Below are 8,611 nucleotides of genomic sequence, written 5' to 3'. Positions count from 1 at the left end.
TCAGGCGCGCTCGCCGCGTCAAGCCTCCCACCGCAAGGTAGGGCGGAATCTCCTTCCTGAGCTTGCGAAGGGAGGAGAGCACTTCAAGCTGGCCAGCGGACGAGAGCGGGAGGTCGGGGCCGTGACGGATGGACAGCAGGACCTCGGGGACGAGCAGCGGGCGCACTGGCAGCGGACGTACACCGAACACCCCGGCATGTACGGCGCGCGGCCGTCCGCGCCCGCCGCGCACGCCGTCCGGATCTTCCGCGCCGCCGGTGCGGCGGACGTGCTGGAGCTGGGCGCCGGGCACGGCCGGGACGCGCTGTACTTCGCCCGTGAGGGCTTCGCCGTGCACGCCACCGACTTCAGCCCGGTGGCCCTGGAGCAGCTCCGGACGACGGCCCGCGCACAGGGCGTGGCGGACCGGGTCACCTGCACCGAGCACGACGTACGCGAGCCCCTTCCCCTTCCCGACGCCCGCGTCGACGCCGTCTTCGCGCACATGCTGCTGTGCATGGCCCTGCCGACTCGGCAGATCCACGCCCTGGTGGCGGAGGTGCGCCGGGTACTGCGCCCCGGCGGCGTCTTCCTCTACACCGTCCGTCACACCGGCGACGCGCACCACGGCACCGGGACGGGCCACGGCGACGACATCTGGGAGCACGGCGGTTTCGCCGTCCACTTCTTCTCCCGCGCGCTGGTCGACGCCCTCGCCGAGGGCTGGCGACTGGACGAGGTGCACGCCTTCGAGGAGGGCGAACTGCCGCGCCGCCTGTGGCGGATCACGCAGACCCGCCCCTGACAGGGCCCACGCTCAGCCGGTCACCGCGGCCAGCGCGACCCGCAGACGCCCCCCGGCCTCCTCCAGCAGACGCGCGGCCATCGGCCCGTCCACATCGGCCAGGATGACCAGGATCGCGTTCTTCACCTCACCGTCCGTGGCCGCCAGCGCCCGCTCGATCTCCTCGTCCCCGGCACCGGTGGCCAGGGCGACGATACGCCGGGACCGGGCACGCAGTTTCTCGTTCGACGCACGCACGTCGACCATCAGATTCCCGTACGTCTTGCCCAGCCGGATCATCGTGATCGTCGAGAGCATGTTGAGCACCAGCTTCTGCGCGGTGCCGGCCTTCAGCCGGGTGGACCCGGTGATCAGCTCGGGCCCGACGACGATCTCGATCCCGTGCTCGGCGGAGGCGGCCAGCGCACTGCCGGCGTTGCAGGCCAGACCGACGGTCAGAGCACCCAGCGCACGGGCGTGCGCGACGGCCCCGAGGGCATACGGCGTACGACCGGAGGCCGACACACCGACCACCGTGTCGTCGGCGGTCACAGCCAGGGCATCCAGATCCGCCCTGGCCAACTCGGCGGAATCCTCCGCCCCCTCCACCGAGGTGACCATCGCCTCCGGCCCACCCGCGATCAGCCCCACGACCTGCGCCGGATCGGTGTTGAACGTCGGCGGACACTCGGAGGCATCCAACACCCCGAGCCGCCCCGCCGTACCGGCCCCCGCATAGATCAGCCGCCCACCGCGCCCCATCTGCTCGACCACGGCATCAATGGCCCCGGCGATCTCCGGCAACCGCACCGCGACGGCCCCCGCCACAGTCGCGTCCTCACCATTCATCAACCGCGTGATGTCGAGCGTGGCCAACCGATCGATATCAGACAGCTCAGGCCGAAACGCCTCGGTGGTCAGGGACTCCAACTCAGCCCTGAGGTCCCGGGAATCAGACGTGGAGGTCATAGGGGTGTCTTTCCAATGCAGGCCGACGAGTCCAGCCCTACGGTCTATCGGTGCCGATGAGCCAACGCTTCATAAGACGCCGAGAGCGCCGGCGCCGCCCTCTCATACGTCCGCTGCGCAACTCCCACGAACAGGCAGTCCACCACAAGCAGCTGACTGGTCCGCGACGACATCGCCGCCGGCCGCAGCTCGCTCTCCCTCGCGGTGGACGTGGTCAGCACATGATCCGCATACTGCGTCACCGCACTGTCCGGCCGCCCCGTCACCGCCACCGTCGTGGCCCCCCGCTCGAACGCGACCCGCAACGGCTCGATGACATCCCCGGTCGACCCGGAGTGCGTGATGGCGATGGCGACATCCCCCGCCCGCAGCTGCACCGCGTTGGTCACGGCGAGGTGCGGATCGCTGTGGGCGTGCGCTATCAGCCCTATCCGCAGCAGCTTCTGCGTGAGGTCCTGGGCGACGAGCCCGGACGCCCCGACGCCGTACACGTCGGTGCGGCGCGCCCCCACCACCGCCGTGACCGCCGCACCGAGTTGCACGGTGTCGAGACCGGCCGCGGTGTCGGCGAGGGTCTGCTGCTCGTCGTAGGCGAGTTTCGCCACCACGTCCGCGATCGGGTCGTCCACGGCGATGTCCGTGGTGATCGCGGGCGCGCGCCCGGACTGCTGGTGCGCGGCGAGCCCGGCGAGGGCCAACCGCAGGTCGCGGTAGCCCGGATAGCCCAGCAGGCGGGCGGTGCGTACGACGGTGGCCTCGCTGGTGCCGGTGCGTTCGGCCAGACCGGTGACCGTGAGGGCGGCGCAGCCGGCCGGGTCGCTCGCGACGGCCTCGGCGACCCGCTGCATGGAGCGGGTCATCGACGGGGCCAGCGTGCGCACCTTGGCCGCGAGGGCGGCGGGCGCGGTCGCGAAAGTTTCCTTCACTTGACGGGTCACACCTGAAAGATATTTTTGGTTCGGTGACGTGGTCAACAGTGCGCACAATGGAGGCATGGACGCCCCCGACCCCGTCAGCCCCCTGGAACAGGCCCTGCACGCGGCCCGTGCCCTCGTGCTCGCCGACCTGATCTCGAGCGACGTAGCCGAGGCGGACGTCGTGTCCCTGGTGGAGGACTCCGTCGTACAGCGCAGATGGTGGGTCGAACAGTGGCCGGAGGGCGCGGAGTTCGTGGCGGGGCTGGTCGCGCAGGACGTGCAGGACGCGCTGCTGGAGCGGTACGGCCGCTGGCCGCTGTGCCCGGTGTGCGGCTCGGGCGATCCGCACGCGCTGGACGTCGAGCCGGAACTGGGCCCCGATCCGCACTGGGTGTGCCACAAGGCGAGCGTGAAGGTCGCGGCGGTGGGTGCGCTGGGGAACGCCACCGGCGGGATGCCCTCGTCGTGAAGGCAGTGAAGGCAGTGAAGGCAGTGAAGGCAGTGAAGGCCTTGGCCGTCGGCGGCGTGAGGACCTCGTGACGATCTACATCGACCCGCCGGCCTGGCCCGGCCACGGCCGGATGTGGTCCCACCTCGTCAGCGACGTCTCGTACGACGAACTGCACGCCTTCGCCGAGCGGCTGGGCGTGCCGCGGCGCGCCTTCGAGCGGGACCACTACGACATCCCCGCCCACCGGTACGCGGACGTGGTGCGGGCGGGGGCGGTCGAGGTCAGCAGCCGCGAGGTGGTGCGGCTGCTGTACGGGGCGGGGCTGCGGCGGCCGAAGAGACGGGCGCCGTAGTCGGCTTCGCTACTTGCCCTCCGTGAAGTGGACCGGGATGTACAGGTCGTACCTCCGGTCGCTGGTGTTGGTGAAGTCGGCGCGCGTGACGACCGCGCACCGGACGGTCTTGTCGCAGACCACGCCGTCGGCGATCTCGGCCGCACGTTCTGCAGGGTGGTGAGGAACGAGCCGCCCTCCTGGTACGGGATCGTGATCCCCGGCGTGCCCGTGGCGCTGTCGGTGATCCGGCGCGAGGAGCCGTCCTGGTTCTCGCGGCCGGGCAGGCAGGGGCCGGGCAGGGAGGTGTACGTCGACGGGTCGCCGACCTCTACGCCCTTCGGGATGGCGCAGAACGCCAGGAAGATGCCCTGGGCGCGGTTGTATCCGGTGCCGGCGACGTGCACCGTGCCGCCGGAGGACGGCAGCACGGCCGGGCCGGCGGCCAGCCGCAGCCGGAAGGTGTCACCGGCGGGCGTGGTGACCGTGCGGTGCGCGTGTCCGCCGAGCGGAGAGGCGGTGCCGGATCCGTTGCCGTGCGGGGTGGCGGCTCCGGCCGGTACGGCCGGTATGGCGAGAGCGGCTCCGGCGACGGCGGTGACGAGAGGTTCCCCCGAGACCGCCACAACGGCCCTCAGGCACCCAGCAGTTCCAGTTCCGACCGGAGGTTGTAGCGGGCCGTCGGCTCCCACTCGGCGTGGCCGTACGGGGTGTGGAACAAGGCCGGCAGGGCGAGGAGTTGGCGCAGGATCGTGGCGCGGCCGGTGCGGAAGGCGTCGCTGGGGACGAAGTGGTACTCCTCGCGGACGGCGGCGGTGTAGGCGGCGTACGCGGACGGCGGCGAGGCGAGGATCGCCAGGTCCGCGTCGCACAGCACCTGGCCGTCGGGGTCGTCGTCGGCCGGGTCGTGGGTGATGGTGAGGCGGACCAGCCGGGCGACCTCGGCGGTCTTGCCGTCGGGGACGCCGGCCTCGGGGAGGGCGCGTTCGGCGAGGCGGGCGGAGCGTTCCTCGTTCGTCGACCGTTCGGGCAGGTAGACCGCGTCGTGGAACCAGGCGGCCAGGCGTACGACGTCCGGGTCGTCCGCGTACTGCGCCAGGAAGTCGATGTGGTCGAGGACGGCGGTGAGGTGGGTGAGCGTGTGGTAGCGGCGCTGCGGCTCCTGCCAGCGGGTGAGGAGGTTGTCGGCGTAGGGGATGGGGTCGGGGTACGACGCCGTGCCGGTGCCGGTGCCGGTGCCGGTGTCGGTTACGGGCTCGGTGACGGGCCCTCGGGCTCCTTCCAGGGCGCGGGCGAAGCGGGTGCGCAGGGCGTCGAGATCGGGCATGGCGTCATTGTCCTGCCTCTCGCCCTTCCCGTGCTTCTCCGGTGTTCCGCGGGCCCGCGTTCTCCCCTGAGCCGCCGCGCGGCCCTAGCGTGGAGTGCATGACGACTCCAGCGGATGTGCACGACGTACGGGACCCCGAGCTGCCCGGGCGGCTTCTGACCATCGAGCGGGACGCGCTGGTTCCGCTGCTGCGGGCCAGGGCGGAGGAGGACTTCGCGCGGCCTGCCGCCGCGTGTCCGGGGTGGACCGTACGGGATGTGCTGGCGCACTGCTCGGCCGCGTTGACGCGGGTGGTGGAGAGCCGCTTCGAGGAGGGCGTGTTCTCGCCCGAGTCCAACGACCGTGACATCGCCGCGCGGGCGGGCTGGACGAACGCGCAGGTCGTGGACGAGCTGGAGCGCGGGATGACCGAGGCCGGGGCGGTGATCGCCGAGGCGGGCGGTGTGCTGGACAAGATCGCGCTGGGGGAGTGGGTGCACGCCGGGGACGTGCGCGAGGCGTTCGGTGAGCCGGGGGCGTACGGCGGGGCAGGGCTGCCGTATGCGCTCATGCTGCTCGCCCACGTGACCCGTGAGGAGGGGCGCGTGCCGCTGCACGCCGACCTCGACGATCTGGACGAGCCGCTGCGGTTGGGGGACGTGAGCGGGGGGCGGCGCCCGCCGGCGCGGTACATCGGGGACGCCGCGACGCTCGTACGGCTGTACGCGGGGCGGTCGGCGGGCGGGGCGTCGTACGAACTGGCCGGGGCGCAGGTGGAGGAGCTGAACATCTTCGGGCGGTGACCGGGCGGTCGGCGGGTCCGGGCCGTTGTGGTGACGGGATCTCCGGGGCGGCGGGCGTAGGCTGGATTGGCCTAGACCTGTGTTGGTGGGTGGGGGCTGCGGCTGGAGCATGTGCCGGTGCTTCGGGGTGCCGGGTGGACGCGTTTCACATTGGCGGGGCGGCTCGGCCGGAGGGGTGGGGTGCGGTGGTGTCTGCGGGTGCGGTGGGGGTGTGGCGGGAGGCGCTGGACACGTGCGTTGGCTGATGGCGGCCGCGGGTGGCTTTCGCTCGCCCGCGCTGGTGGGGGTGCCGTTGGGTGACTGCGCCGGCCGGCCTGCGTTTGCGGGTTGCCCGGCGTTGGTGCGGACCGGGAGGTGGATGCGCAGCCCGGCGCTGACGGGGTGCCGCCCGCGCCCACCCGTGCCGCCCCAGGCGGCACGCATGCCCGCGGACTGCGGATGCGGTTGCGCGCCGTCGTCAGGCCTGCGTGGCTGCGGGCGGTCGTGCCTCCCCCAGCGCAGTTCAGGACAACTGAGGCGGCAGCGGGGCCGTGTGGGTCACGGTCAGGCCTGAGACTGCTCGGGTCAGGGCTACGTAGAGGCGGCGTAGGCCCGTGCGTTCGTCGGGTTCTGCGTCTACCACGGCCTGGGGTTCGTCCAGGACGACGTAGTCGTACTCCAGGCCCTTGGCGAGTGAGGCCGGAACCAGGGTCAGACGGGTTTCGGGGGTCGTCTCGTCGCCGGGGGTGAGGTGGGTGAGGCCGGCCTCGGTGAGGGCCTCGGTGAGGGCGGGGATGCGGGGGTCGGCGGCGATCAGGCCGAGGGAGCCCTCGTGGTGCAGCAACTCCTGGCAGGCCCGCACGACTTCGGTCGCATCAGTGATGCGGCGGAGGTCGAAGAAGCCCGGGTTCTCGCGGACCGACGCCACGGGAGTCAGGCCGGGTGCGATGTGCGGGAGCAGGCGGGAGGCGTACGTGATGACGTCCGTCGGGACGCGGAAACCGGCCGTCAACTCCTCGATCACCGCGTCCGGCTTGCCGAGGTGGGCCAGCGCCTCCGGCCAGCTCCGCGTCGCCCACGGCGTGGTGCCCTGCGCCAGGTCGCCGAGGACGGTCGCGGAGCCGGTCGTGCAGCGGCGGCCGACCGCCCGGTACTGCATGGGGGAGAGGTCCTGCGCCTCGTCGAGCACCACGTGCCCGAGGGACGGCGTGCGCTCGACGATGTCCGTCGCCTCATCGATCAGCACCGCGTCCGCCGGCGACCACTTGGCCGACTTCACCGACCGAGCCGGTCTCGCCCACAGGATCGCCTTCTGCTCCTCCGCGCTGAGGACCCCCTCCGCGTGCACGGCCAGGAAGTCCGCGTCCGACAGCAGGCGCAGCACGAGCTTCGCGGGGTCCACCTGCGGCCAGACCGCCTTCACCGCCGCCTTCACCGCACTGCCCCGCGCGACCGCGTCCTGCACCCGGTCGTCCGGCGCCTCACCGGACCGCTCCATCTGCACCAGCACGGCATGCGCGATGCGCTGCGGCAGGGCGTCGCGGGCGGCGCCGTACCGGATGTCGCGGTCGAGCAACTCGCGGACGATGTCCTCCAGTTCGTACGCCGGCACCCGCCAGCGGCGCGAGCCGCGTACCACGACGACCGGCTCGGCCGGCATGCTCACGTGCGCGTACACGGCCCGGCGCAGCACCCGGGCCATCCTCGCGTCCCCCTTGACGAGCGCCGCCGCGGCGTCGTCCGTGCCGCGCACCTCCACGTGGGCCACCAGGTCGTCGACGGTGGCCTGTCTGACCGTCAACTCACCGAGCGCGGGCAGGACTTGCTCGATGTAGTGCAGGAAGGACCGGTTCGGCCCGATGACCAGCGTGCCGGTGCGGGCGAGCCGCTCGCGGTGGGCGTACAGCAGGTAGGCGACGCGGTGCAGGCCGACGGCCGTCTTCCCGGTGCCGGGGCCGCCCTGCACGCACAGGGTGCCGCTCAGTCCGGACCGTACGATCTCGTCCTGCTCGGGCTGGATGGTGGCCACGATGTCGCGCATCGGGCCCACGCGCGGCCGCTCGATCTCATGCTGGAGCAGCTTGCTCGCCCTGGCCGCCTCGGCGGGGTCGGACAGGTGCTCGTCCTCGAACGCCGTGAGGTCGCCGCCCGTGTAGCCGAAGCGGCGGCGCAGCGCGATGTCCATCGGGTCCTTCTTGGACGCCCGGTAGAACGGCTGCGAGACCGGCGCACGCCAGTCGATCACCATCGGGTCGCCGTCGGCGTCGTGGACGTGCCGCCGCCCGATGTAGAAACGTTCGCCTTCCGGCCCCTCCGTCTCCTGCGTGCCGGGCGTCTGCAGGTAGTCGAGGCGGCCGAAGAACAGCGGGGTGCCGCTCAGGTCGGCCAGCGCCTTGATACGCAGCTCGATCTGGTGCTCAAGGACCGCGGCGTTGACCCAGTTGGCGGTGACGTCGCTGATGTCGAGGGCCTCGACGTCCTCGCGCATGCCCCGCAGAGCCGCGCGGGACGCGGCCAGATGATCACGTTCGGCGCGAAGCGCCGTCGATGAGGGGTGGTGGTCGGGCGACGGGTGGGAACGCTCGCGGGAGAGCGGATCGGGCAAGGAGTCGGCGACGTGCGTGGACGCGGACAGGGGTGCCTCCGGGGCCTGCTGGGTGGCTGCGAGAGAGATGCCGGCCGGTTTCCGTCCGGGCGGCGGCGCTTCCGTGAGGGAGGCGGGAGAAGCGGAGATTCTAGGTGAGCGCGGCAGGAGGGAGCCAACGGTTTTCTCATCCCCTAGGGGACGCGCCCCTCCTCCCTGGGGGTAAGGCGTCGGCCTGTAGGTGTACCAGCGGAGTACGCAGGTTCGCCCCGCAGACCGATGCCCTCCTTACGCCCGTGAACGCACCATGGAGACATGAGCGCAGCAACCATCCACCCAGCCCCTGCCGGGCCCTCCGGAGCCTCCGTGCTCCAGGGCAGTCACCGCCACCCCCTCGGCGAAGCCCTGCACGCCGTCAGGGTGTTCGCGGGCGCGGCCTTCGACGTGATCATCCTCGGTGAGTACGGTGCGGAGGCGGGCGTCGTCCGCCGCAAGTGAGGCCCGAAGG

Annotated in this window: 9 protein-coding genes and 1 pseudogene; 6 read left to right on the top strand and 4 right to left on the bottom strand. The window is 72.1% G+C overall.

The window, feature by feature from the left end:
- The first annotated feature begins 121 nt into the window (after nt 1-121).
- Entirely contained in the window at nt 122-784 is a 663-nt protein-coding gene (locus H8R17_RS20755; protein WP_316959469.1) for a class I SAM-dependent methyltransferase, read from the top strand.
- Nucleotides 785-796: 12 nt separating this feature from the next.
- On the opposite strand, the gene murQ is transcribed toward H8R17_RS20755, so the two are convergent.
- Entirely contained in the window at nt 797-1,732 is a 936-nt protein-coding gene (murQ, locus tag H8R17_RS20750) for an N-acetylmuramic acid 6-phosphate etherase (protein ID WP_187824705.1), read from the bottom strand.
- 44 nt (nt 1,733-1,776) lie between these two features.
- Entirely contained in the window at nt 1,777-2,670 is an 894-nt protein-coding gene (locus H8R17_RS20745) for a MurR/RpiR family transcriptional regulator (RefSeq protein WP_187824704.1), read from the bottom strand.
- A 55-nt stretch (nt 2,671-2,725) separates the two neighbouring features.
- Here H8R17_RS20745 and H8R17_RS20740 point away from each other — a divergent pair, with 55 nt between their 5' ends.
- Nucleotides 2,726-3,118, top strand: coding sequence for a hypothetical protein (locus tag H8R17_RS20740; protein ID WP_187824703.1), 393 nt, complete (start codon nt 2,726-2,728; stop codon nt 3,116-3,118).
- Nucleotides 3,119-3,185: 67 nt separating this feature from the next.
- Entirely contained in the window at nt 3,186-3,452 is a 267-nt protein-coding gene (locus H8R17_RS20735) for a DUF4031 domain-containing protein (RefSeq protein WP_187824702.1), read from the top strand.
- A 613-nt stretch (nt 3,453-4,065) separates the two neighbouring features.
- Here H8R17_RS20735 and H8R17_RS20725 read toward each other — a convergent pair.
- Nucleotides 4,066-4,758 (bottom strand): hypothetical protein, encoded by a 693-nt coding sequence (locus tag H8R17_RS20725; RefSeq protein ID WP_187824701.1) that lies wholly within the window; start codon nt 4,756-4,758, stop codon nt 4,066-4,068.
- 98 nt (nt 4,759-4,856) lie between these two features.
- Here H8R17_RS20725 and H8R17_RS20720 point away from each other — a divergent pair, with 98 nt between their 5' ends.
- Together H8R17_RS20720 and H8R17_RS47065 are read left to right on the top strand one after the other, a co-directional pair.
- Complete coding sequence (locus H8R17_RS20720; protein WP_187824700.1) at nt 4,857-5,540, top strand: maleylpyruvate isomerase family mycothiol-dependent enzyme; 684 nt, start codon at nt 4,857-4,859, stop codon at nt 5,538-5,540.
- 87 nt (nt 5,541-5,627) lie between these two features.
- Nucleotides 5,628-5,785, top strand: a pseudogene (locus H8R17_RS47065) (copper homeostasis protein CutC); the annotation flags it as partial.
- 257 nt (nt 5,786-6,042) lie between these two features.
- Here the strand turns inward: H8R17_RS47065 and H8R17_RS20715 are convergent.
- Nucleotides 6,043-8,154 carry a UvrD-helicase domain-containing protein gene (locus H8R17_RS20715; RefSeq protein ID WP_187824712.1) on the bottom strand — a complete coding sequence of 704 codons (2,112 nt, stop codon included), beginning with the start codon at nt 8,152-8,154 and terminating at the stop codon, nt 6,043-6,045.
- A gap of 264 nt (nt 8,155-8,418) precedes the next feature.
- Here H8R17_RS20715 and H8R17_RS20710 point away from each other — a divergent pair, with 264 nt between their 5' ends.
- Entirely contained in the window at nt 8,419-8,601 is a 183-nt protein-coding gene (locus H8R17_RS20710; RefSeq protein WP_187824699.1) for a hypothetical protein, read from the top strand.
- The last annotated feature ends 10 nt before the right edge of the window (nt 8,602-8,611 follow it).

It is taken from the genome of Streptomyces sp. TRM68367, from assembly GCF_014495685.1.
In the GTDB taxonomy this organism is placed as follows: domain Bacteria; phylum Actinomycetota; class Actinomycetes; order Streptomycetales; family Streptomycetaceae; genus Streptomyces.
Note: the sequence above shows the minus strand (reverse complement) of the source record. Positions and strands in the feature narration are given on the sequence as shown.